General features: G+C 39.8%; 18 protein-coding genes. 3 read left to right on the top strand and 15 right to left on the bottom strand.

The features are described 5' to 3' along the window. Positions 1–656: 656 nt before the first annotated feature. From lysS to pth, 12 genes are all read right to left on the bottom strand, one after another. Positions 657–2,153 (bottom strand): lysine--tRNA ligase, encoded by a 1,497-nt coding sequence (gene lysS / locus OS139_RS12480; protein ID WP_002296055.1) that lies wholly within the window; start codon positions 2,151–2,153, stop codon positions 657–659. 110 nt (positions 2,154–2,263) lie between these two features. Then, positions 2,264–3,268 carry a tRNA dihydrouridine synthase DusB gene (dusB, locus tag OS139_RS12475; protein ID WP_002307694.1) on the bottom strand — a complete coding sequence of 335 codons (1,005 nt, stop codon included), beginning with the start codon at positions 3,266–3,268 and terminating at the stop codon, positions 2,264–2,266. Continuing rightward, positions 3,269–4,156, bottom strand: a complete 888-nt coding sequence (gene hslO / locus OS139_RS12470; RefSeq protein ID WP_002298174.1) for an Hsp33 family molecular chaperone HslO — start codon at positions 4,154–4,156, stop codon at positions 3,269–3,271. 216 nt (positions 4,157–4,372) lie between these two features. Further along, positions 4,373–6,481, bottom strand: a complete 2,109-nt coding sequence (gene ftsH / locus OS139_RS12465) for an ATP-dependent zinc metalloprotease FtsH (RefSeq protein WP_104856508.1) — start codon at positions 6,479–6,481, stop codon at positions 4,373–4,375. A gap of 89 nt (positions 6,482–6,570) precedes the next feature. Beyond that, on the bottom strand, positions 6,571–7,116 hold the full coding sequence (gene hpt / locus OS139_RS12460; protein ID WP_002287415.1) for a hypoxanthine phosphoribosyltransferase: 546 nt from the start codon (positions 7,114–7,116) through the stop codon (positions 6,571–6,573). Further along, positions 7,116–8,561 carry a tRNA lysidine(34) synthetase TilS gene (gene tilS / locus OS139_RS12455; protein ID WP_016628009.1) on the bottom strand — a complete coding sequence of 482 codons (1,446 nt, stop codon included), beginning with the start codon at positions 8,559–8,561 and terminating at the stop codon, positions 7,116–7,118. The genes hpt and tilS overlap by 1 nt, the downstream gene beginning before the upstream one ends. A gap of 119 nt (positions 8,562–8,680) precedes the next feature. Then, a complete protein-coding gene (locus OS139_RS12450) occupies positions 8,681–9,151 on the bottom strand; it encodes a S1 domain-containing RNA-binding protein (RefSeq protein ID WP_002287412.1) in 471 nt (156 codons plus the stop codon). A 45-nt stretch (positions 9,152–9,196) separates the two neighbouring features. Next, on the bottom strand, positions 9,197–9,622 hold the full coding sequence (locus tag OS139_RS12445; protein ID WP_002287409.1) for an FtsB family cell division protein: 426 nt from the start codon (positions 9,620–9,622) through the stop codon (positions 9,197–9,199). A gap of 66 nt (positions 9,623–9,688) precedes the next feature. Then, positions 9,689–9,958, bottom strand: coding sequence for an RNA-binding S4 domain-containing protein (locus OS139_RS12440; RefSeq protein ID WP_002287407.1), 270 nt, complete (start codon positions 9,956–9,958; stop codon positions 9,689–9,691). Between the two features lie 10 nt (positions 9,959–9,968). After that, complete coding sequence (locus OS139_RS12435) at positions 9,969–11,564, bottom strand: putative polysaccharide biosynthesis protein (protein WP_325066963.1); 1,596 nt, start codon at positions 11,562–11,564, stop codon at positions 9,969–9,971. Between the two features lie 14 nt (positions 11,565–11,578). Further along, positions 11,579–15,100 (bottom strand): transcription-repair coupling factor, encoded by a 3,522-nt coding sequence (gene mfd, locus OS139_RS12430; protein WP_016628011.1) that lies wholly within the window; start codon positions 15,098–15,100, stop codon positions 11,579–11,581. A gap of 16 nt (positions 15,101–15,116) precedes the next feature. Further along, positions 15,117–15,677 carry an aminoacyl-tRNA hydrolase gene (gene pth / locus OS139_RS12425; protein ID WP_002287401.1) on the bottom strand — a complete coding sequence of 187 codons (561 nt, stop codon included), beginning with the start codon at positions 15,675–15,677 and terminating at the stop codon, positions 15,117–15,119. Between the two features lie 352 nt (positions 15,678–16,029). Here pth and OS139_RS12420 point away from each other — a divergent pair, with 352 nt between their 5' ends. Together OS139_RS12420 and OS139_RS12415 are read left to right on the top strand one after the other, a co-directional pair. Beyond that, a complete protein-coding gene (locus OS139_RS12420) occupies positions 16,030–17,004 on the top strand; it encodes an L-lactate dehydrogenase (protein ID WP_002287399.1) in 975 nt (324 codons plus the stop codon). A 169-nt stretch (positions 17,005–17,173) separates the two neighbouring features. Then, entirely contained in the window at positions 17,174–18,574 is a 1,401-nt protein-coding gene (locus OS139_RS12415) for a L,D-transpeptidase family protein (RefSeq protein ID WP_002298179.1), read from the top strand. Between the two features lie 77 nt (positions 18,575–18,651). Here OS139_RS12415 and OS139_RS12410 read toward each other — a convergent pair whose 3' ends face one another. Both OS139_RS12410 and OS139_RS12405 read right to left on the bottom strand, forming a co-directional pair. Continuing rightward, positions 18,652–19,374 carry a YebC/PmpR family DNA-binding transcriptional regulator gene (locus OS139_RS12410; protein ID WP_002332261.1) on the bottom strand — a complete coding sequence of 241 codons (723 nt, stop codon included), beginning with the start codon at positions 19,372–19,374 and terminating at the stop codon, positions 18,652–18,654. Between the two features lie 78 nt (positions 19,375–19,452). Then, positions 19,453–19,959: a VanZ family protein gene (locus OS139_RS12405; RefSeq protein ID WP_002287389.1), complete on the bottom strand. Its 507-nt coding sequence runs from the start codon at positions 19,957–19,959 to the stop codon at positions 19,453–19,455. 122 nt (positions 19,960–20,081) lie between these two features. Here OS139_RS12405 and OS139_RS12400 point away from each other — a divergent pair, with 122 nt between their 5' ends. Beyond that, positions 20,082–21,881 (top strand): M3 family oligoendopeptidase, encoded by a 1,800-nt coding sequence (locus OS139_RS12400; RefSeq protein ID WP_002332260.1) that lies wholly within the window; start codon positions 20,082–20,084, stop codon positions 21,879–21,881. Between the two features lie 67 nt (positions 21,882–21,948). On the opposite strand, the gene OS139_RS12395 is transcribed toward OS139_RS12400, so the two are convergent. Next, a complete protein-coding gene (locus OS139_RS12395; protein WP_002307706.1) occupies positions 21,949–23,514 on the bottom strand; it encodes a C40 family peptidase in 1,566 nt (521 codons plus the stop codon). Between the last annotated feature and the right edge of the window lie 220 nt (positions 23,515–23,734).

The following is a 23,734-nucleotide window of genomic DNA, read 5'->3' as shown; positions in this document are numbered from 1 at the left end:
TAAGCTCAATTTGTTTGCTAGCATATTGCTTGCTTGTTAAAAATGTTTGTTGTCTTGAATTGAATCAAGACGCCCTACACATTTGGTTTGTCTTACTTTGTTCAGTTTTCAAAGGTCTACTTCATCGAGAGTGTTTCCCGATTCATTTTTGGCTGCCGTAGCAACTTTTATATCATATCAGAGAGACAAGCGATTGTCAACTCTTTTTAAAAGTTTTTTTCGATTTCGTTTTTCGAAATCTTTCAGCAACTCATTTATCATAACTTATCGTTTGTTATTTGTCAAGAACTTTTTTGAAGTTTTTTTCGATAGAATCAAGCTTCGCAAGTGGTTCTTTTTTAACGACTCAGTTATCTTATCATGTCGTTAGTAACATGTCAATAACTTTTTTGTTATGTTTTTGAATAAATATTTTCTTCTGTCTTTTGGACAAGTAATAATATACCAACTAAATTTAGCTTGGTCAACGAATTTTTTGTATTTTTTCAAGTTTTTTTCAATAAACGATTATTCATAACTTTTCTTTCTTTATCGTTCGTTTTCGTCTTCTTTAACGTCTAGAATAGTCGGCATTAGCTTTTGAACTTTCGTTATTATTTATTCCTTTCTACACAGCAAAAGCTGCCTAAGGAATTCCTTAGACAGCTTTTATTCGATTATCTCATTGTTGGGAATAGCAAAACATCCCGAATTGATTGTGCATCAGTTAGCAACATTACTAATCTGTCGATCCCGATACCTAGACCACCAGTTGGCGGCATACCGTATTCTAAGGCTTCCAAGAAGTCTTCGTCTACACCGTGAGCTTCGTCATTTCCTAGTTCACGTTCTTTTTCTTGCGCTTCGAATCTTTCTCTTTGATCAATTGGATCGTTCAGTTCTGTAAAGGCATTAGCAAATTCGCGCCCCACGATGAATAGTTCGAATCGATCTGTGAATCGAGGATCTTCTGGATTTTTCTTCGCTAAAGGCGAAACTTCGACTGGATGTCCGTATACAAACGTCGGTTGTGTCAATGTTTCTTCAACAAATGTTTCAAAGAATTCATTGATAACATGTCCGACACCCATAGCTTCGGTTACTTCTACATTGTGTTTTTCGGCTAAAGCTAATGCTTCTTCCAATGTCATTTCTTGCCAGAAGTCTACACCAGTTTGTTCTTTGATTGCATCTACCATATGGATGCGTTTAAAGTCACTTTCTAAGTCGACAGCTTGTCCATCATATGTGATTTTTGCTGTTCCTAGTACTTTTTCAGCTGCGTTACGGATAATACCTTCTGTCAGATTCATTACATCATTGAAATCAGTATATGCTGTGTATGCTTCTAACATCGTAAATTCTGGATTATGTGTAGTATCAATTCCTTCATTACGGAAAACGCGGCCGATTTCATAAACTTTTTCCATTCCGCCAACAATTAGTCGTTTTAAATGAAGTTCTAGCGCAATACGCAAATATAAATCAATGTCCAGTGCATTATGATGCGTGATAAATGGGCGTGCGGCAGCTCCACCTGCCTCATTGTGCAATACTGGTGTTTCTACTTCAATATAGCCATTGCCATCTAAATAGCGACGGATTTCGCTGATAATTTGGCTTCGTTTCATAAATCGGTCAAAGCTTTCGCGATTACTGATTAAATCCAAGTAGCGTTGTCTGTAGCGTTGTTCAATATTCGTTAAGCCATGGTATTTATCTGGCAGTGGACGAAGTGCTTTTGACAAAATCGTGATTTCTGAAGCTTTGATAGAAACTTCGCCTGTGTCTGTTTTCATGATTTGTCCAGTTACACCAAAGAAATCTCCAAGGTCTGCATGTTTGAATACTTCATAGGCCTCATCACCTACTTGGTCTTTTCTTACATAAATTTGAATTTGGCCTTCACGATCTTGTAGATGCGCAAATCCAGCTTTCCCTTTTCCTCGGCGAGTCATCATACGACCAGCTACACTAGCGGTCAATCCCATTTCTGCTAGTTCTTCTTTTGTTCTTGGATCAAATAGTTCATGCAATTCTTCTGAGTTGTGCGTGCGTTCAAATCGTTTTCCAAATGGATCGATTCCATCTTCACGCAATTGTTCCATTTTTTGACGACGTACAAGCATTTGATCATTTAAATCTTCTACTTGATGTTGTTGTTCCTGTGTCACAAAAGTTCCTCCATTCTCATGTTAATCTCTTTCCTATAATGCCAATGAAACACAAAAAAAGCAAGCCGAACTTGGAATTTCGGCTTGAAAATTCACGAAAAACTTAGAAATCACAACGTTTGTTTCAATAGTACTTTTTCCGCTTTTTCTACAAATTGATCCAGCAGGTCATTGATTTCTTGCTGTTTTTCTGTCTGATTGATTGCTACTTTCACTTTCGCTGCTCGAGGAATCCCTTTTAAATAATAAGCCGCATGTGTTCTGAATTCTCTACAAGCTACTTTTTCTCCTTTGAGATCTGCTAAGCGTTGTAAATGAAGTTTAGCTGTAGCAATTTTTTCGGCTGGTGTTGGTTCAGGAATCAGTTCTCCTGTTTCGAGATAATGCTGTGTGCGGTGAATCATCCATGGATTGCCCAGCGCTGCACGACCAATCATCACACCGTCTGCACCGACATAGTCAAGCATCCGTTTTGCATCTTCTGGCGTTTTGACATCCCCGTTCCCCATAAATGGGATCGTCAAATGTTTTTTCACTTCTTTCAATACTTCCCAGTCCGCTTTTCCTTCATACATCTGAACCCGTGTACGTCCATGCATAGCGATGGCACTTGCTCCAGCTGATTGTGCTGCTAATGCATTTTCTACAGCAAAGACGTGCTCTTCATCCCAACCAATACGCATCTTGACTGTTACTGGGATATCTACTGCTGAAGAAACAGCTTGGACCATTTCGTATACTTTCTCAGGATCTAAAAGCCATTTTGCTCCTGCTTCTGCTTTGATCACTTTATTTACTGGACAGCCCATATTGATATCTATTATATCGGCAGCTGTGTTTTCTTCGACAAATTGAGCAGCTTCAACTAGACTATCTTTATTTCCGCCAAATATCTGTAAACTTAATGGATGTTCTGTTTCTTCAATGTGGAGCATCTCTAAAGTTTTTTTGTTTCTGAAATGAATACCTTGGTCACTGATCATTTCACATACGACTAAGCCTGCACCAAATTCTTTGACAGTGACTCGAAATGCTGAATTTGTTATTCCAGCCATCGGTGCAACAACGACACGATTAGGGATTTCCACATTGCCGATTTTCCATGTGTGTTCCACTTAAATCCCTCCTAAGGCTTCTTTCTTCAATCCAGCTAATTCTTCTTCACTATACTTGTATTTGTTATTACAGAAAGAACAAACCGCTTCTGCACCGTGATCTTCGTCTATCATTGCTTGGATTTCTTCTGCACCTAACGCGATAATTGCTTCTGCAAATTTTTCTTTTGAACAGTCACATTTGAATTGAACAGGCATTTTTTCCAAAATGTTCAATTCTTCTGTACCAAGCAATCCTTTCAATATTTCTTCTGGTGTCTGTCCTTCATCTAAGAGGGTAGAGATTCTTGGTGTCGTTTTTAATTGTTCTTCGATCTTGCTGATTGTTTCTTCATCGGCACCAGGCATGATTTGGATCATGAATCCTCCCGCCGTCTTGATGCTGTCGTCAGTATTGACCAATACACTCAGTCCAACAGCTGAAGGGATTTGTTCTGAGATAGCAAGATAGTAAGTAAAATCTTCAGCGATTTCTCCAGAAACAATCGGCGTTTGCCCAGAAAAAGGTTCTTTTAATCCTAAGTCTTTTGTGACAGTAAACATTCCTTGTGTTCCAACTGCTCCCCGCACATCGATTTTACCTTCACTATTTAGAGGAAGACTGAGATGCGGATTTTTGATGTAACCTTTCACATCTCCCTTTCCATTTGCATCTACTACAATTCCTGTTGCTGGACCATCGCCTTGGATTCGAACAGTTAGTTTGTCTTCTCCTTTGAGCGTCGCACCAAGTAGCAGACTACCGACCAATGTCCGTCCCAAAGCAGCTGAGGAGGTGTGCCAAGTATCATGACGTCTTTGTGCCTCCGCTACGGTATTTGTTGCTTGAACGGCGTATGCTCGGACGAATCCGTCGTGAGCAAGTGCCTTAACCAAATAATCTTTCATTTGTTATGTACTCCTTTTTCCGTTTTTAAACTCATAGTGAATCATACTAGCAACTACTGCTTTTTTCAACTTTGGAATGCTTCTTTTAAAAATAATTCAGAATCATCTAGAAAACAGGACATCATCCTATTTACAACTTAAATAAAGAAATCTCCCGAAAACCGGTTTTTGTTCCGGTTTTCGGGAGTCATATCAGATCAATTGACCTATATTTTTTTATTTATATTGATCGTCTGAATGATTATCTTCTGATTGTTGAGAATCTGAATCATGTTCTGCTTTATTTTCCTCATTCAGTTCATGTTTTGCTTCTTCAAAATCACGTTTTTCTTCCGCTTGTTTTTCAGCGTCTTTTTCTTCCAAAGCACGTTTTGCTTCTTCAAAAGTTTTCGCTTCTTTTTCGCTTGGATAATCATTTGACTCAGTACCTTCAGGCATCACACCGTGTTCAAACAATGACTTGATTGCTTTGGCATCCAATGTTTCGAATTCCAAAAGTTTTTCAGCAATCAGTTTATGCTGTGCACGATGAGCTTCGATGATTTCTCGAGCTTTATCATGAGCTTCCATCAAGATTTTTCGTACTTCTTGATCAATCTCGAAAGCGACTTGTTCAGAGTAAGCTTTTGTTTGACCATAGTCGCGGCCAACAAACACTTGATGGTTTCCTTCATATTGAACAGGACCTAAACGATCACTCATTCCATATTCTGTTACCATGCTTCGTGCTAGAGCTGTCGCTTGCTCAAAGTCATTGGAAGCACCAGTTGATTGGACATTGAAGATGATTTCTTCAGCTGTACGTCCACCAAGTAAGCCTACGATTTGTTCAAACATATCTTCTTTCGTCATCAAGAACTGATCTTCTTTTGGTAAAGCGATCATATATCCGCCGGCGCGTCCGCGAGGGATGATCGTTACTTTGTGGACGACCCGAGCGCGACTCAATACTAATCCGACAATCGTATGACCAGCTTCGTGATAAGCAACCATTTCGCGTTCTTTTTTGCTGATTACGCGATCTTTTTTAGCTGGACCTGCAATCACGCGATCTTCCGCTTCATCGATATCAGAAGCATCGATTTTCTTTTTATTTCTTCTAGCAGCTACTAACGCTGCTTCATTCAAGACATTTTCTAAATCTGCTCCGGCAAAACCTGGTGTCTGTTGAGCCACAACTTTCAAGTCAACATCATCTGCCATCGGTTTATTCCGTGCATGGACTCGCAAGATTGCTTCACGACCTTTTACATCTGGACGTCCAACTAAAATCTGGCGGTCAAAACGGCCTGGACGTAGTAACGCTGGGTCTAGTACATCAGAACGGTTGGTTGCAGCAATGACGATTACTCCTTCATTTCCGTCGAAGCCATCCATTTCTACAAGCAATTGGTTCAATGTTTGTTCGCGTTCATCATGTCCGCCGCCCATACCGGCACCACGTTGACGACCTACCGCATCAATTTCATCAATGAAAATGATAGCTGGTGCGTTTTTCTTCGCTGTTTCAAACAAATCACGAACACGACTTGCTCCGACACCGACAAACATTTCTACGAAATCAGAACCCGAGATCGAGTAAAACGGTACTCCAGCTTCTCCGGCAACAGCTTTTGCTAATAAGGTTTTACCTGTTCCTGGAGGTCCTTCTAAAAGTACACCTGCCGGGATACGGGCACCTAATTCAACAAATCGGCGAGGATCTTTCAGAAATTCAACAACTTCAACTAGTTCTTGTTTTTCTTCTTCCGCACCCGCTACATCAGAAAAACGTACGCGATTAGCTTTTTTGTCTGCTTCTTTGGCTTTTGATTTACCAAAGTTCATGACACGGCCGCCACCGCCACCGCCGCCTTGTTGTCCCATCATCATGTAAAAGAAAAAGATGATGATTACGATTGGCAAGAAGCTAAGCAATAGGGAAACCCATATACCGCTGCTTGATTCTTCTTTTACTGTTGTAGCAACTTTGTTTTCTTTTGCCAGTTCTGTTACTTGGCTCAATGTTGTATCATTTGGCAAAATGATTGTTGTGAAATGGGTAGTAGTCGTATCTGTTGAACCTAAGATAGCTAACCCACCGCTGTTAGCGACGGTCTGCTGTTCTTTGTATTCACCAGTGATCTTATATACACCATTTGCAGGCTGCACTTCAAATTCTTTGATCTTGCCTGCTTGTAGTTGTTCTGTGAATTTTGAGTACTCGATATCTGACGATCGCTGGCCGTTATTACCAAAAATAAAATAAACGACCATTACCATCGCTAAGATTACGAGGACATAATACAAGGCATTTTTCATCATGCCGTTGTTCTTTTTGTTCATAGTTGCCCTCCCTAAGCGTCAATTTAATTTAACAGTTTTTTATCAATCCTGACCATTCTATTGTACCATAATTTAATTGAGATACAGCATTAATTTGATTGATAAACACTAGGTTTCAATACACCGATGTACGGAAGGTTACGATATGCTTCTGCATAATCCAAGCCATAACCGACCACAAATTCATTTGGTACGTTGAAGCCAACATAATCTGCTTCGATATTTACTACTCTTCCTTCAGGTTTGTCAAGTAGTGTAACAATTTTGACTGATTTTGCTTTGCGGTATTTGAAAAGATCCACTAAATAAGCAAGTGTTCTTCCGCTGTCAATGATATCTTCAACGATCAACAGATCGCGACCTTCTACATTCGTATCTAAGTCTTTGACGATTTTTACTTCCCCTGACGAGACTGTTGCATTCCCGTAGCTTGAAACATCCATGAAATCCAATTCCAAATACGTATCGATAGAACGAACGATATCTGCCATGAATGGTACCGCTCCTTTTAAGACACCTACTACTAGGGGATTGGTGTTTTGGTAAATTTCTGTTAACTCTTTGCCTAGTTCTTTGCAACGAACTTGTATCTCTTCTTGTGAGATCAAAATTCTCTCAATATCCTTTTCCAACATCAGGTTCTCCTTCCAATTGCTTCTTTTTGATATTTGTAAAGAAGTATGTAGTGTATTTTATCAGTTTCTTCACGAATACTCAAATATGAAAAGGCAAAAGGTATCAAGCTATATATATTTCTTTTGGCATCTGTAATGATCCAAGCATGCTGCCTTTGTGAATTAGGTACTTTCTGATCGATAAAATATCTAGATACTTTTTTTGTGAGATTCTCTGTTAATTTAATGCGGTCTCCTGCTTTTCTTTTTTCGACATACAGTTGCACATCAGCAGGAATCCAAATGTCATGAGAAAATAGAGACCATGAATCTGTTGCTTTGATGTCCCCTGCATTTTCAGGTTTGACCAGACCAATCCATTCTGTTTCATTCAAATATATTCCTTGTTCTGGAATCAGCAACAAGCGCTGGTTTTCTGTCTGGCTAGTTGCTTGTTTTTCTTTTTTAGCGAGTACAACAAAATGATACTCTCTTTTCAGTATCCAATTATTGCCAATACTGAGTTGCCATTGGCTTTTTTTCTGTTGCCACTGGTCTAAAATCGACTCCATTTGTTGTTCTTTCAAAATAATCCCTGTTTTTGAGAATGCTTTGTCGAAAAAGGAGTAAAAAAAATAGTATCGTTCAGCATCTGTCATTTCTTCAATCATTTCTGCAGAAAATCGAAATTGTTCCTCCCACTGTTCGACTTCCTTTTCGATCAACTGTCCCATATATTTTTGAATGACTTGGTCTGCCCATTGGATCTGTTGCGAAAATTGCTGGAAATGTCTCAACGCCTGTGTATTTTCTTGTTTCAATTGAGGAACTACCAAATGACGAAGCCGATTTCTCTGGACATCTAACAATTGGTTTGTCTGATCCTCAAAGTAAACAAGCTGCGATTCCGCTGCATAAGTATATAGGTCTTCTTTGCTAAAACTCAGCAACGGACGAACCAGTCTGCCAGCAGCAAATGGTTGTACTTCTTTGATTCCAGAAAAAGTATTTAACTGTCCCCCACGAACGATTTTCATTAACACCGTCTCGATTTGATCATCTCCGTGATGAGCAGTCATCAATGTGTCATATTGTCCTTCTTCCATCACGCGAGTGAATTCTTGATAACGAAAGTTACGAGCTTCTGTTTCTATGGCGGATTTGGCTGGATCTTCCCAAATACTTACATATAAAGGGAGATTCTTCTCTTCACAATATGAGCGAAGATAGGCAGCTTCTTCTGCTGATTCTTCTCTTAATTGGTGATTGATGTGGACGATACCTAAAGAAAAACCGATTTGGCGTTGCACTTGTAAAAGTAAATGGAGCAAAACCATCGAATCAACACCACCTGATACCGCTGCTAAAATTCTCGATCCTTGTTGCCAGAATCCTTGTTCATTCCCGTGCCGAATAAATGACTGCTGTAATAGCGGTGCTTTTTTCCCGCCTTTTTCAACGTTCATCCTTTCCACACCCTTTCTTCCTAAAAAAAAGAGAGCGGGAAAACGTCTAAAACGACAATTAACCTGCCCTCTGTTGATACTATGACCCAAATAGTCGCACTATCATTATTTGCGGCTTTTTAGCTGCGGCGTCCGCCACGGCCACCGCGCTTTCCTTCTGTGTTTCGCTTCAATGAAGATAAGCGGTCATCGCTATCTTTCAAAAATGAACTCATCAATGAATCGAAGTCTTCTTTTTGAGCTGAAGGTTGACTGCGAGAAAAAGATTTTTTCTGTGCTGGACGATTTCGGTTGTCACGGGGATCTTTTTGTTGATATTTTTTAGGACGGCTTTCTTCTCCAGATTCAGCAGGTTGTTCCTGCGCTTTCCGGATAGATAGTCCGATTTTTCCATCATCATTTACTGAAATAACTTTGACTGTTACTTCATCTCCTACACTTAAAACATCATGGATGTCTTTTACATAGCCATTTGACACTTCGCTAATATGAACTAGACCCGTTTTTCCAGCACCTAGATCAATAAACGCACCAAAATTTGTGATTCCTGATACTTTTCCTTGCAGTTTTGCTCCTACCTCGATTGACATAAAAAAAATGTTCCTCCTAATTATTTCCCTTTTTTATATTCCTGCTTATTTTGCAGTTGTAGAACTAGTTGATTGATCTGTTTCATTTGTCGAGCTGTCTGTATTTGATTCTAATATAGGATAAACTTTTTCACCGTCTTTTGAGTAAAAGAATTTGCTTCTGGCAAGTTTAGCTACATACTCATCATCTTTCAGCAATGAAACATCTTGGTGCAGCTGATCAACGTCTGCGTTGACTTCTTTCATTTCAGTATTTGCTTCGACTCTCAATTCGTTCAATTGATGCATCCTTTGCATGTCATGGAAAATCTGCACACCTATTATCGCGAAAATGACCAAAGCACCAACAAAAATTGCAGCCAGTCTGCGTCTTCGAAAAATCAGTTGACGTTGTTGTTGCTGAAATTCAGCATACTTTTTCTTTGCATATTCCGTATCTAGCGCAGCGATTTTATTGCTTTTTTTCGTCACTTGGATTCGCTCCAATCTTTTTGATTGTCTTTTTCATTATACCAATATCGTGAAAGCTTGTCTAATCTATTTCTCTAGTGTTTCTGTGCGATTTTCAGAAATAATTTCGTACATTTTTTGTGCATCTTCTTTTTTGGTTGATTCATGTAATTCCGTAATTTTCACTTCCAACGTTTTATTGCCGAACTGGACTTTCAAAATATCGCCTACTTTGACATCACTGGAAGATTTCGCCAATTTACCGTTGATTTGAATTCTTCCTTTATCAGCTACTTCTTTTGCTACTGATCGTCTTTTGATGATTCGGGAAATTTTTAAAAATTTATCTAATCGCATATCTTATTCCTCACTTTTTAATTTTTTTATTTAATCGCAGGATTTTCTTACCAAAAGGCAACATTAGCCATTCTCGTACTGTAAACAGACGAAGACGGATCACTGTATAAATGAACACAGAAGCCCCGATCCCAACTCCTATCACGCTGACAAAAAAAGCAGTGGAACGATGAGTTACAGGACCAAACACTATATTCAATACACCATAATACAGCAGCAGTACTACTGCCATACAAAGAAGGCTGATCATCAACTTCCGTCCAAAATGCCGTTCTTTCCAAAAAGCATTTAGCTCTTTTGTTTCAATTCGAACAAAATACCAAAGCGTCACACCTAATCCTAAAAGGGTAGACAGGCTTGCACCTGCTGTTCCTAATAAACCGGTCAGAAAAGAAGTAGTCAATCCTTTTACCAATAGTCCCCATCCTGCGCCTTTTAAAGAAGGGCGAAACGAGTTCTTGCTTTGAGCAATACTTTGATAAGCTTGGATGACTGCAGTGAAAGCAATGGAAAAAACAAACAATACAAGCGCTGCATTTCCCGCATAATCTTTAAACAACGCATAATTGATATAAGGGAGCAGCAAGGCTAATCCCAAAGACGCAGCTAATGCTAAAGCGGTCGTCAATCTAAGATAGATTTTGGCTGTCTGTAAAAACTGACGATAGATCCGGTTGGTCAAATGACGAGTCAACGCAGGCAGGAATGTCGCACTTAATGCAGTGGCAATCACTAAACCTAATTGTACTAAAGGCTGACCTCGATCATAGACCCCTTTTGCTATCTTCGCACCGTATTCTGACAGTCCGTAAACTTCCAAAGCATTTTTTACAAAGAAAGAGTCGATCAGCTGGAAAAAGATAAGCAATCCACTATAAATCGAAACCAGTCCGCCTTCTACCAGAAAACGCCGGATCAAGGGCTTTGACGGCTGTTTGAACAATGGAAACCGTCGGAAGCTTAACGCTCCTCCATGAATCTTTTGTTCATAGTAGTGAAGGATCCCATATGCGCATAAACCGCCAAAAACAGCTCCACTCATTGCTGCCGTCCCTGTTTGGTACACCGTCCATCCAAGCTTTCTAAAAGCAAACGCACTACAGACAATCACAAAAACACGAACGAACTGCTCAACTACTTGAGAAACAGCAGTTGGTTCCATCAAGAATCTTCCTTGGAAATTCCCTCGATAAAAAGATAGACCAGGCATCAGCAAAAAGGTAAAGGAAACTACTTGGATCAGCGGTTTCAATTGTATGTCTCCCATCATCCAAGCAATCCAGCTGCTAAATGAAAAGGCAAACAACCACAAAAAGACACCTGTCCAAAATACTAAGGGATAAAGATTTTGCAAAGCTTGCTTTCGCTCGAAAGGATTCTTTCTTTCTGCAACGTACTTTGATATGAACTGCGGAAGACCGGATAAAGCTAAAGTCATTGCTATCCCATAAATTGGATAAACTTGCTGATAAACATAAAAACCTTCGTCGCCGACTAAGTTTTGGAGGGGAATTCGGTAAAGGGCACTTAATACTTTTGCTATGAAAGAAGCAATCGTCAATACAAATGCTCCTTGCATGACGCGCCGCATTTCTTTATGATCCAAATCATTGCTCCTTCCTACGCTGACAGATATTTTTGCTCACGCAACGCTTTGACAAACTTTTGGATTTCCTGAAGCCATACTGCTTCTTCCATTTGGTTGGGGATCGTCAAGCGTATCACCATCTGTTCTTTTTCAACGCCTAGACTGGCTTTTAGTTTTGTCGCTGTCAGTGCTTCGAATAACTGTTCCACACTATAGCGTTTTGTTCCAACTTTACTTAGAGTAAAGACTATATGCGCCTCCTGTTTCCTTATCGTTTCTAGGAGCGCTCGATCGCCATCCATTTTGATCTGCCCAATTGTCAAGAGATGTGCTACTTCTTCTGGATATTCTCCAAAACGGTCGAGCAGATCATCTTCTAGTTCATCTAGCATTTCTTGCGAATCAAGTTCACGAATTCGTTTATAGATCTCGATTTTCTGCCGTTGATCTGCCACGTATGTTTCAGGTAGATACGCATCGACACCGAGGTCGATCTCAACAGTGGTCTTCTCCACTTGACTATTCTTTCCTTGTTTACGAGAAACAGCTTCGCTTAGCATTTGAGAATACATATCGAAACCGACTGCATCAATAAATCCATGCTGCTGAGCACCTAAGAGATTACCTGCACCGCGAATGGAAAGATCCCGCATCGCAATCTTGAATCCAGATCCCAGTTCTGTAAAATCTTTGATTGCCTGAAGACGTTTTTCACTGACTTCGTTAAGGATCTTCTGCTGCTCATACATAAAGTAAGCATATGCGACACGGCTGCTTCTTCCTACCCGCCCTCGCAATTGGTATAACGTGGATAATCCCATATAATCAGCGTTCTCAACGAACAACGTATTTGCGTTCGGGATATCTACTCCTGTTTCAATGATGGTTGTAGTGACAAGAACATCATACTGACCTTCAATAAATTCAAAAAGCGTATTTTCTAATTGCGCCTCTGTCATTTGCCCATGAGCATAACCGATCCGTGCTTCCGGAACGAGTTCTTGGATTTCTTCTACTTTTTGTTCGATCGTTTCTACCCGATTATATAAATAGAATACTTGTCCACCTCGTCCCATTTCTCGATGGATTGCTTCGCGAATAGCCCCAGGATTTTTTTCCATAACATATGTTTGGATCGGATAACGATTCGCAGGCGGTGTTTCGATTACTGAAAGATCCCGCACGCCTAACATCGACATATGCAAAGTTCTCGGAATCGGTGTTGCAGTCAGAGTCAAAACATCCACTTGTGCACGTAACTGTTTCAATCGTTCCTTATGTTTTACACCAAAACGTTGTTCTTCGTCAATGATCAGTAGACCCAAATCGCTAAATTCAATATCTTTTGACAAAATTCGGTGGGTCCCTACAACAATATCAACTTGACCTGTACGCAGTTGTTCGATGGTTTCTTTTTGTTGCTTTCTTGTTCTGAAACGACTTAATAGCCCGATATTTACGGGGAAACCTTCAAATCTTTCCAGCATCGTTTCATAGTGCTGCTGTGCCAAGATCGTTGTTGGAACTAAAAAGGCTACTTGTTTGCTTTCCTTTATCGCTTTAAAGGCCGCTCGAAGCGCTACTTCTGTTTTCCCATAACCAACATCTCCTACGAGTAGCCGATCCATTGGTTTTTCTTTTTCCATATCCCGTTTGATCTCCGCTGCACTTCTCAACTGGTCATCAGTTTCAGAGTAGGGGAAGGCATTTTCGAATTCTTTTTGGTAGGCGTCATCAGGTCCAAAAGCATATCCTTTTTCTGACTCTCTTGCGGCATATAATTTGATTAGATCGTCAGCGATATCCTCGATTTTTGAAGAGACTTTTCGCTTGGTTTTCGTCCATTCACTTCCGCCTAGCTTATTGATGCGAGGCGCTTTGGCTTCAGAGGCGACATATTTTTGGATCAGGTTCAGTTGAGTAACAGGAATAAACAGTTTATCGTCGTTTTGGTACAAAATAGTCATATAGTCTTGGTGAACGCCATCTACTTCTAGCGTTTCCATCCCGATGTATTTCCCGATACCATGATTGGCATGGACAACGTAATCTCCTGCTTTTAATTCATTATAGCTTTTCAATCGCTCTGCGTTTGTTACTGTTTGACGTCTCGTTTGTTTTTTTGTTGTTTTTTGAAAAATTTCTTTTTCTGTGATAGCTACTATTTTTTCTTGAGGAAGTTCAAAACCAGCTTGCAAAGCTCCTTCAACTAATTGCACTTGTCCTCTGATCAATGCATTTTTTTCTGTTTCTACTACTAATATGTCTTCATCTCGAAGCATTTGTTCTGCTTTGCGTATCCTGTCCTTTGTCGGAATAAAAATCACAACAGTTTGCTTTTGCTTTCGCCAACGGTCCATTTCTGTTTTCAGCAATGGCATTTGTCCGAAGAACTGTTGCATCGTCCGATATTGAAAATTATGGATTGCTTGGAAGCGAAGATTTCCCATTCCTTTTTGAAAGAGCGAGAAAAAGGTTGTGGTGAACTTTTCCTTCTGTACGATTTTTTGTATATCTGCTGAAAATGTCTGCTCAGAAAACACCCGCAATTCGCTGATTTTTTGAGTCTGCCATTCTGCCGCTTCCCTTTCGATTTCCCGATTTGTTTCCATGATTCGCTGATAATCATCAACGACTAGTAAACTATTTGAAGGGAAATAATCCAAGATCGTCACAGATTCTTGGTAAAGAAGATCTGAGTAGAATTTTGCTTCTTCTGTCGGGACACCTGCTTGCCAGCTTGAAGTCAGCCGACCGAAGTAATCTTGCAAAAACTCGCGGTCTGCTTCTTCTGTGGTCGCAGCAAGCCGTTTTTCTAGCATTTTTTGCATTTGCTCTATTCCATGTTCTAGATCCTCTGGTCCGTAGACTTGTTCACTCGTTGGGGAAACCCAGATTTCTTCCGTTTTTTCGATTGAGCGTTGTGTTTCTGCTTCAAAATACCGCATAGAATCTATCTCTACATCAAATAGTTCTACACGAACAGGATAGGTTGTCGTTAACGGGTAAATATCGATAATGCTTCCTCGAATACTGAATTCTCCCGGTTTTGCGACCATCTCTTCTCGTACATAGCCCATCAAAGTCAATTGGCGAGGAAGATTTTCCACGTCTATCTCATCACCAATATGCCAATTCAATTGCGCCTGTAGCCAAGTTTTCTTATTCGGCAGTCGTTTGTGCAAAGATGCGACTGGCAACAAATAGATACCTGCTTTTTTTTCTTGAAGTGCGTTAAGCGTTGCGACTCTCTCGCCTCGCGCTTCTGGAGAAGAAAAGGCCATTTCAGCAGAAAGCACTTCATCCACTGGAAATAAATGGATCTGATCTTGCGGAATCACATGTTGCAGATCTTCTGCTAACTGATTCGCATAATACAAATTTGGCATCAGAATAATCATGTTTTTATTTGTTTTCTTAAACGCTCGAGCAAATAGAAGTGTTTTCGCTGAGCCCGCTAATCCTGTGATTAGTTGTCTAGGCATTTTTTCTTCTAAATTGCTGACCCATTCTTTTACTTGCGGATCTTTTCCGACTAATTGAATAATATCCATTCCTTTTCCTCCTTCCTCAATTGAATCGATTCATCGCATCCACGAACGAATGCCCTTCTATGAGATATTCGACTGCTTTAACAGATTGACACATGCTTTCTTCTATCAAAGGCTGATTTTCTTTGCTGAAAGGACTAAGCACATGCTGGACTACTGTTTTTTTCCCTTCTGGCCTGCCGATTCCCACCTTGATTCGATCAAAGACATTCGTATTCAAATGGGAAATAATACTTTTGATACCGTTATGCCCGCCGGCACTTCCCTTTTGACGGAGCCGGATTTTTCCCACTGCCAGATCCAAATCATCGTAGATTACGACTAATTCCTCTGGATAAATCCCAAAATAAGTCATTAGTGGGCCGACTGCACGACCAGATTCATTCATGAATGTTTGTGGTTTGACTAAAAGGATCTTTTCTCCATTATGAAAAAATTCGGCAACTTCTGCTTCGAACGGATTTTTTTTGAAAGTAGCTTGATGCTCGCGTGCAATTTTATCCACGACCATAAAGCCGATATTGTGTTTTGTATATTGGTATTTGGTACCTGGGTTTCCTAACCCGACGATCATTTTCATTTTTGTTTTCCACCTAATTCTAAAAAGCAACACAAAAGGCTGGACTGCTAATTAGCGGTCCAGTCCATCGAGCTTTTTTCTTTTTTATACTTGTCAATGCATAGTATAACACAAAACAAGGCGTTTCGGCTAAAAGAGAATCGTTAATAAATGATAAAGAAATTAAAAATTTCTTCAAAGTTTAATGAAATAATTGATATATAAAAATAGTGAAATAACGCACATGTAAGCTTTTACATATAATACAACCTTGTTATCTGTTATATTTTATAGCCAAATAGCGTGACATGGGGCTTGAGAAATGTTAGCATAAGCATGGGAAAAAACAAATCAATGGAAGGATTGATACTAAATGACTGCAGCTGCAGAAAAAAAAGATCATCAAAAAGTTATTCTTGTTGGAGACGGCGCCGTAGGTTCTAGCTATGCCTTTGCTCTAGTTACTCAAAATATCGCTCAAGAAGTAGGTATCGTGGATATCAATACTGCTAAAACTGAAGGAGACGCAATTGACTTGTCTCACGCTTTGGCATTTACTTCACCTAAAAAAATCTATTCTGCTACTTACGCAGACGCACATGATGCTGACTTAGTTGTTATTACAGCTGGCGCACCACAAAAACCAGGTGAAACTCGTTTAGACTTAGTAAACAAAAACCTAAAAATCAACCGCGATGTTGTCACACAAATCGTTGAATCAGGATTTAACGGTATCTTTTTAGTTGCCGCTAACCCAGTAGATATTTTGACTTACTCAACTTGGAAATTCTCAGGTTTCCCTAAAGAACGCGTAATCGGTTCAGGTACCTCTCTTGACTCAGCTCGTTTCCGTCAAGCACTTGCGGAATTAGTTGACGTTGATGCACGTAACGTCCATGCTTACATCTTAGGTGAACACGGAGATTCAGAATTCCCAGTTTGGTCACATGCAAATGTTGCCGGCTTGCAAATCTATGAATGGGTAAAAAACAACCCAGAAATCGATGAAGAAGCTATGGTTAACCTATTCTTTGGCGTACGTGACGCTGCTTACACAATTATCGAGAAAAAAGGCGCTACTTTCTATGGTATCGCAGTAGCATTAGCACGTATCACTCGTGCCATCTTAGATGATGAAAATGCTGTTCTTCCTTTATCAGTATTCATGAATGGCGAATATGGATTGAACGACATCTACATTGGTGCACCTGCTGTTATCAACCGTCAAGGTATCCAAAAAGTAATCGAAATTCCTTTAAGTGACAGCGAGCAAGACCGTATGGCTGCTTCTGCTAAGCAATTAAAAGAAATTCTAGATGAAGCTTTTGCTAAACTAGACGCTGAATAATCTTTGAACATGACGGAAAACATCTATTCGGTGTTTTCCGTTTTTTTATTTTATCACCCTTATGGTTTCTAAATTTTTTCATAAAGTAGAGATAACCTTCGTCTTTTCCTCTAAATTATGCTATCATGAGACCGTTCCACCCTAAACTTTTACTTAAGGAGTTGTCGATATGACAAGATCTTCGCATCGAAAAAAATCGAAACATGTTGCTTTGCTTTCAGCTCTTGGTGTTCTCTTAGTGCTGATCAGCTTTTATACCTATCGCAGTACATACTACACAAAGCATTTTTTGCCGAATACAGAAATAAATGGAATAAATGTCAGCAATCTAACAGTCGAAAAAGCAAATGAAAAATTAAAAGAAGCTTATTCTGATAAAAAACTGGCTATTAAAGAAGATGGAAAAGTCTGGCAGGAAGTACCAAAATCCGAGCTCGGCTACAAAGATGATTTCACTTCGGAGCTTTCTCCGATCCTAAATGAACAAAACGGATGGACTTGGGGAATGACTTATGTCTCAGCGGCAGAAAAACAAGAAATAGATCCTGTCAGTCAAAACCACCAAAAACTAGACACTACCGTTCAGACATTGACAACTAAGCTGACTGATTTGAACAAAGACCGGACACCTACTACTGATGCAACGATCGAAAAAGCAGGTGACTCTTTCGTTATCAAGCCTGAAGTCAATGGAAATACGATCGACGTCGATGCTGCGGTCAAACAATTAAAAAGTGCGGTAAACTCTGGTAAAGATACAATTGAATTGACTGAATTCAAAGAAAAACCAAAAGTAACATCTGAAGACAGCTCACTTAAAGAACAACTCGCATCCATGAATGCTATCGCAAATGTAAAAGCTACTTACAGTATAAACGGTGAGACTTTCCAGATCCCATCAAGTGATATTATGAGTTGGCTGACCTACAATGATGGAAAAGTCGATTTAGATACAGAACAAGTACGTCAATATGTAACAGATTTAGGCACAAAGTATAACACAAGTACGAATGACACAAAATTTAAAAGTACAAAAAGAGGAGAAGTTACGGTCCCAGTTGGCACTTACAGTTGGACGATCCAAACAGACAGTGAGACAGAAGCATTGAAAAAAGCGATTCTGGCAGGCCAAGATTTTACTCGTTCACCCATTGTGCAAGGTGGCACAACCGCTGATCATCCATTGATCGAAGATACGTATATCGAAGTTGATCTGGAGAACCAGCATATGTGGTATTACAAAGACGGAAAAGTGGCCCTTGAAACAGATATCGTTTCCGGAAAGCCAACTACACCTACACCTGCTGGAGTCTTCTATGTTTGGAATAAAGAAGAAGATGCAACTTTAAAAGGAACAAATGACGATGGAACACCTTACGAGAGTCCGGTAAACTACTGGATGCCGATTGACTGGACAGGTGTTGGTATCCACGATTCAGACTGGCAACCTGAATACGGTGGAGACTTATGGAAAACCCGCGGTTCACACGGCTGCATCAACACCCCACCAAGTGTAATGAAGGAATTATTCGGGATGGTCGAAAAAGGAACGCCTGTATTGGTCTTCTAACAAAAATAATATATAAAAAGAAAGCACCCGTACGATTGGTACAGGTGCTTTCTTTTTATTATCTAACCATGTGCTACTTACATTTCAGCAGCAGTAAAGACTTCTGAAACATCATCATCGTCTTCTAGCTTATCTACTAGACGTTCCAATTGCTCTTTTTGTTCCTCATTTAAATCAATCGTCGTTTGTGGAATCATCGTCAATTCTGCTTGCGCCAAAGTGAACTCTTTTTCCAACTCATCTCGTACAGCAGCAAAATCTTCTGGTGCAGTATAAATCTCGAATACTTCAGGAGAAGTTTGCAGATCTTCTGCCCCCGCCTCTAATACATCCTCAAACATCGTCTCTTCATCAACAGTCAACCCATCGCGTTCAATAGCGATATATCCTTTGCGGTCAAACAAGTAACTGACTGAACCCGTTTCTCCCAGTGATCCACCGTTTCGTGTAAAAGCTACTCGGACATTTGTCGCTGTCCGATTACGGTTCTCTGTCAATGCATGGACTAAGATTCCTACTCCACCCGGACCATATCCTTCATACGTGATTTCATCGTAATTCGTTTCATCTACGGCGCTCGTAGCCTTTTTAATCGCCCGTTCCACATTGTCGTTAGGCATATTTGCAGCTTTTGCTTTGTCCACAACAAGCCGCAAAGCTGGATTCATAGATGGATCAGGACCGCCTGCTTTAGCTGCCATATAAATTTCACGAGAAAGTTTCTGAAAGACTTTCCCTCGTTTTGCATCTTGGGCATTTTTTCTTCCTTGGATATTATGCCATTTACTATGTCCTGACATGATTTTTCCTCCCTTGTTCTTTTGAGAATACACTTCTATTCTAGTACTATTTCACAAAAAAACAAAGCCACAGCCAATCTATAAACGCTTCTTGAATGCCGCAAAAAGCACACATAATATCACAGCAGTCAGAGCACCGATCGAATCCAACATGACATCTTGGAACATAGGTGTTCGTCCACCGGTCATCATCTGATGGAATTCGTCCAAACCTGCGTACCCTGTTGCTGAAAGCCAAGCAAGGATCGCTGTCAGCCACCAAATTTTTAGTTTGGGGAAAACACCTAAAAACAAGCTGCCTCCCAAAATAAAATAGGTACCGAAATGTGCGCCCTTCCTTAAAAAGAACTCTAAAAATTTGGCGTAGCCAAGATGGTCGATACTCACCATACTTCCACCATAATTAAAACGTATACCCGCTAATGTGTCTTTAAATGGCTGATTAGGCAGCCAGCTTTCTAATCGCGAAACTTGTGATTGCTGTCCGTAAGTTTGAGAAGAACTGTAAAATAAGATTATAACGACTATCAGTGCGATTACTAAATAAATATTTCCGTTTTTCATTTGTTTTTTTGAAGAATTCATAAGTCACCTCTGTATTTTATCTTAGACTTTTTTTGAAGAAACAACAATCATTTTCATAGAGACTTCTTCCATAAAAAAGTGCTATACTTAATTTTGTATTACAATATGAAGGGAGTTTTTTCATGAGTTATTCATTAAATTGGAATCTAGATTCTATTTTTTCCGGAGGCAGTCATTCTGATGCTTTGAACCAACGGATGAAGCAATTGGAAGACCAAATGAACGAGTATTATCACCGCGTAACAAAATGGTCACCTAGTTCTGACAATGCAGAGCAGTTAAACGCTATTCTTCAATTGCAAGAAACGATTACGAATGGCTTTACCCAATGCAGCAGCTATATTACTGCATTGCTTTCTGCCAATGTCAATGATTCAGATGCAAAGGTCTTATCGAGCAAGCTTTACGCAATGCTGCCTCGTCTGCAATCAGCCGAAACTGTATTGTCAAAGAAATTTGCAGAAATATCTGACAATGATTGGAATCAGATGCTTTCTCAATCTTCGTTTGAAACAATTGCTTTTCGTTTAAACGAGATTCGTCGTGATGGCTCACAATTATTATCAGAAGCTGAAGAAAACATTATAAATACGCTTTCTTTAGATGGTCTAGATGCTTGGAGCAGTCATTATGATACGATTGTAGCCAGCATTTCGATTCCCTTCGAACAAGATGGACAAGTAGTCGAATTATCTGCTGGACAAGCCTTCAATAAGATGATGGGCGATCCAGATCCAAAAGTCAGAGAAACACTTTTCGCAGCATGGGAAGAAGCCTGGAAAGAAAAGGCACCCCTCTTCACGGATACTTTGAATCATTTAGATGGTTTTAGACTTTCTGACTATGAACTTCATGGTGTCACAGATTTTCTACAAAAACCATTAGAGTACAATCGGTTGAAAAAAGAAACATTGTCTGTCATGTGGGATACAATCCAGAAAAACAAACAACCCCTTGTTGATTACTTGACTAGAAAAGCTAATCTTTTCGGTAAAGAAAAAATGGAATGGCAAGATCAAGATGCACCTATTATTTTAGGCGATTTGAAAGAAAAAACCTTTAGTTTTGACGAAGCAGCAGCATTTATTATCGAAAACTTTAACAAATTCAGTCCAAAAATGGCTAAATTTGCCCAATCTGCTTTTGAAAAGAGCTGGATCGAAGCAGAAGATCGTCCTGGGAAACGTCCTGGTGGTTATTGTACTGAGTTACCAGAAACAAAAGAATCAAGGATCTTTATGACCTACAGTAATTCTGTTAATGAGGTTGCGACACTTGCTCATGAACTAGGACATGCTTTCCATAGCAGCACGATGTGGGATTTACCTTCTTTAAATCGCGAATATGCCATGAATGTCGCAGAAACAGCAAGTACATTCGCAGAACTGATCGTAGCCGATGCTACATTAAAAGTCGCAAAAACAAAAGAAGAAAAAATCAATTTGCTAGATACAAAACTGCAAAATGCTTTAGCTATGTTCATGAATATCCATTCCCGATTCATTTTTGAAAATCGATTCTATGAAGCACGGCAAGAAGGATTAGTCTCAGAAGATAAGATCACAGAGATGATGGTTGAGGCGCAAAAAGAAGGCTATCAAGGAGCGTTAGCTACTTACCATCCATATTTCTGGGCTGCAAAATTGCATTTCTTTATTGATGACGTACCGTTTTATAACTTCCCATACACATTTGGCTACCTCTTTAGTTTGGGCATCTATGCTTACGCCAACCAAAAGGGAGCAAATTTTGAAGAAGAATATATCCATTTACTACGCGATACTGCCTCAATGACGACGGAAGATCTTGCGAAGAAACATTTGAATGTCGATCTTACCCAACCAGATTTTTGGCAAGCAGGTATCGACATGGTGACTGAAGATATCCAAACGTTCATGGAATTGACAGAAGAATTTATCTGATTTCTATTTTATCACAATAAAAAAAGAGTTAGTCCAGAATGGGCTAACTCTTTTTGATTAATCATTCTTACATGCTGACAGCAAAGTCAGGGGCAAACCATTGAACTGAACCAACTTTTACGCTTTCGCCTGGTTGAGGAGCATGGATATATTGTCCTCCGCCTAAAGCAATCGCTACGTGGTAAGTTCCGCCTTGTGACCCCCAGAATAACAAGTCTCCAGCTTTTGCTTGAGAAACTGAAATTTTTGTTCCAGCTGATTCTTGAGGAACTGTCCAACCACCGATGTCACGACCAGTTACTTGCATGTAAACATAGCGTGTGAACCCTGAGCAGTCAAAGCCACTTGGATCTTTACCGCCCCAAACATATGGAGTACCAATATATTTGTAAGCTTCTGCTACGATTGCTGCACCATTCACACTTCCAGAAGGAGCTGGAGCAGGTGTTACAGGTTTTGGTTGTTCAGGTGTTGGTGTTGGCGTTGGAGTACTACTTCCTGTGCCGTTTCCTGTATCAACACTTTGATCTGTTGATGGTGTTGTAGGCGCAGGTGTTGTTGATTCTTCTGTTGAAGATTCAGGTACAGTTGTTGATTCTTCTGTTGTTGAAGATTCAGGCACTGTTGTTGATTCTTCTGTTGCTGAAGATTCAGGCGCTGTTGTTGATTCTTCTGTTGCTGAAGATTCAGGCGCTGTTGATTCTTCTGTTGAAGATTCAGGTGTTGTTGATTCTTCTGTTGCTGAAGATTGTGTAGCTGATGATGATTCTTCAGTCATTGAAGATTGTGTAGCTGATGATTCTTCTGTTGCTGAGCTTTGTGCAGTAGATGAAGCTTGAGTAGCTTGTGCTTCAGCCTCTGCTTGTTCGCGTGCTTCTTTTTCAGCTTTTTCTTGTGCAGCTTGTTGACGAGCTTGTTCTGCTAGACGTTGTTGTTCACGAATACGAGCTTGCTCTGCTTCAGCTTCTGCTTTTTGACGGTTCAAGTCAGCTTTCTTGTCTTCAGCAGTTGCTTGTTCAGCAGCTAATGAAGTTTTCAGTACGTTCAAATCAGCTTGTTTAGATAAAAGATCGCCTTTTTGAGATTCCAAAGCAGCTTGGTTTTCAGCTAATTCTTTTAGTTTAGCATCGTTTTCAGCTTTTTTGTCTTCTACAGCTTTTTTATCTTGTTTTTGTTGTTCCATCAAGTCGTTGTTTGCTTTTACCATCGTTGTCATTGCTTGAACGCGTCCAATAGCATCTGCTAATGAATCAGCATTCAATACAGCATCGATGTAGTTTGAGCTTGTGTTGCTTACTTGTGCTTCGCGTGCTTGTTTTTGGATTGTATCTTCACGTTTTTCAATACGTTCTTGTAAATCTGCAATGTCTTTTACTAATTGTGCAGATTCTTGACGCAATGTATCTTGTTTTGCTAATAGGTCTTGTGCTTGTGTGTTGATTTCAGAAACTTGGCTTTCTAAGGCATCGATTTGTGATTGTGCATCTGCTTGTTGATTTTTCAAGTCTGCAATCTTTTGATCTTGCTGTTGTATCTGAGAATCAAAATCGTCCGCCGCGGCAGCGATCGGTGATGCTACGGCAGTCAAGGTCATTGAACATACCATTACTGCTGATATTAAACTCTTTTTCACTCTTCATTCCTCCGACTGGCTTAATTTAATAAATATCTAAATATATTTAAGTCTTTCTTAACGATATAAAAATTGTACCATAGCAGTGTGTCAACGATATAATAGTTATGTTACAAAAATGTTTCAAAACAACTTTTAAAAATGACAAAACTGTTCGTTTCAGAAAATGATCATGAAAAAGCCGCGTTAAGTCTAGCATTTCTTAAGATAACAACGATTC

The sequence above is a fragment of the Enterococcus sp. E4-223 genome (genome assembly GCF_035727065.1).
GTDB lineage: Bacteria > Bacillota > Bacilli > Lactobacillales > Enterococcaceae > Enterococcus_B > Enterococcus_B faecium.
Note: the sequence above shows the minus strand (reverse complement) of the source record. Positions and strands in the feature narration are given on the sequence as shown.

Bases quoted from the DNA above. Each gene is read 5' to 3' on its own strand.
- hslO (WP_002298174.1), bottom strand. From the start codon at position 4,156: ATGAAAGATTATTTGGTTAAGGCACTTGCTCACGACGGATTCGTCCGA.
- ftsH (WP_104856508.1), bottom strand. From the start codon at position 6,481: ATGAACAAAAAGAACAACGGCATGATGAAAAATGCCTTGTATTATGTC.
- hpt (WP_002287415.1), bottom strand. From the start codon at position 7,116: ATGTTGGAAAAGGATATTGAGAGAATTTTGATCTCACAAGAAGAGATA.
- tilS (WP_016628009.1), bottom strand. From the start codon at position 8,561: ATGAACGTTGAAAAAGGCGGGAAAAAAGCACCGCTATTACAGCAGTCA.
- OS139_RS12450 (WP_002287412.1), bottom strand. From the start codon at position 9,151: ATGTCAATCGAGGTAGGAGCAAAACTGCAAGGAAAAGTATCAGGAATC.
- OS139_RS12440 (WP_002287407.1), bottom strand. From the start codon at position 9,958: ATGCGATTAGATAAATTTTTAAAAATTTCCCGAATCATCAAAAGACGA.
- mfd (WP_016628011.1), bottom strand. From the start codon at position 15,100: ATGGATATTATTCAATTAGTCGGAAAAGATCCGCAAGTAAAAGAATGG.
- pth (WP_002287401.1), bottom strand. From the start codon at position 15,677: ATGAAAATGATCGTCGGGTTAGGAAACCCAGGTACCAAATACCAATAT.
- OS139_RS12420 (WP_002287399.1), top strand. From the start codon at position 16,030: ATGACTGCAGCTGCAGAAAAAAAAGATCATCAAAAAGTTATTCTTGTT.
- OS139_RS12415 (WP_002298179.1), top strand. From the start codon at position 17,174: ATGACAAGATCTTCGCATCGAAAAAAATCGAAACATGTTGCTTTGCTT.
- OS139_RS12410 (WP_002332261.1), bottom strand. From the start codon at position 19,374: ATGTCAGGACATAGTAAATGGCATAATATCCAAGGAAGAAAAAATGCC.
- OS139_RS12405 (WP_002287389.1), bottom strand. From the start codon at position 19,959: ATGAATTCTTCAAAAAAACAAATGAAAAACGGAAATATTTATTTAGTA.
- OS139_RS12400 (WP_002332260.1), top strand. From the start codon at position 20,082: ATGAGTTATTCATTAAATTGGAATCTAGATTCTATTTTTTCCGGAGGC.